Source organism: Microbacterium deminutum, from assembly GCF_039530205.1.
Taxonomy (GTDB): domain Bacteria; phylum Actinomycetota; class Actinomycetes; order Actinomycetales; family Microbacteriaceae; genus Microbacterium; species Microbacterium deminutum.
Genome location: NZ_BAAAOG010000025.1, coordinates 1 through 1112, shown reverse-complemented (window position 1 = coordinate 1112; position 1112 = coordinate 1). Strand labels below are relative to the sequence as shown.

Below are 1112 nucleotides of genomic sequence, written 5' to 3'. Positions count from 1 at the left end.
GGCAGGAACGAGTGGTGGATGTTGATCACCGGCACGCCGACATCGTCGAGGAACGACTCCGACAGGATCTGCATGTACCGGGCCAGCACGATGAAGTCGACGTTCCCGGCGAGCAGCTTCACGATCTCGGCCTCTGCGGCGGACTTGTCCGGTCCCTGCGAGGGGACGTGGAAGAACGGGATGCCGAACGAGCGGACGTCCTCGGCGGTGTTGGTGTGGTTGGAGATCACCATCGGGATCGTCACCGGCAGCTCGCCGCGGCGGTGCCGCCACAGCAGCTCCAGCAGGCAGTGGTCCGACGTGGACACCAGGATCGCCATCCGCTTCGGAATCGACTGATCCGTCAACGTCCACTCCAGTCCGAGCGGGGTCAGCGTCTCGGCGAGGTCCGCCTCGATCTCGGGGATCGCGACCGCGAGATCGAGCCGGTGGAAGACCACTCGCTGGAAGAACGCGCCGCCGTTCACGTCATCCGAGTACTGATCCAGCGACAGGATGTTCCCGGCGTTGCGTGCCACCAGCGCCGACACCGCCGCCACGATCCCCGGCCGGTCCGGACCGTGCACGATCAGACATGCCCGATCACGCAGCGCCTCGGTGTGCACAGTCATGCCGGGGCCTCAGCTCTGTGCGGCGGCGAACCCGCGCGCCCACTCGGAGGTGGCGAGCAGCCCGCCGAAGGTGTAGAAGTGCAGCCGGACATCACCCGCGGCGTGATCGACGGCCAGCCGGTTCGACAGATCGCCGACGAACCGGTCGGGGCCCGCGGTGCCCATCAGATTGGTCAGCGAGAAGCCGTACTTCTTCACGATCATCGCGTTCGCGCCGATGCCGAACCGGCGGGCGAAGCCCAGCAGCCGCTTGATGCCGGCCGGTCCAGGGGTGCCGATCCGGATCTGCGAGTCGATGCCGCGATCGCGCACCTCGTCTATCCACGCCATCACCGGATCGGTGTCGAACGCGAATTGGCTGAGGATGACGGCATCCAGCCGCTGCTCCTTCAGCGCCGCGGACTTGTCCGCCAGGTGCCGCCACAGCACGTCGGCCCTGATGTCGGGATGCCCCTCGGGGTACCCGGCGATCGACACCTCGCGCACGCCGTACCGCGGCAG

2 protein-coding genes are annotated in these 1112 nt (G+C 67.5%); both read right to left on the bottom strand.

All coding sequences use genetic code 11. The features are described from left to right. A partial coding sequence (locus ABD212_RS18970) for a formyltransferase family protein (protein WP_344097782.1) occupies nucleotides 1-611 on the bottom strand: 611 nt, incomplete at its 3' end. Between the two features lie 9 nt (nucleotides 612-620). Continuing rightward, on the bottom strand, nucleotides 621-1112 hold a 492-nt coding region (locus tag ABD212_RS18965), incomplete at its 5' end, for a methylenetetrahydrofolate reductase (protein WP_486341491.1).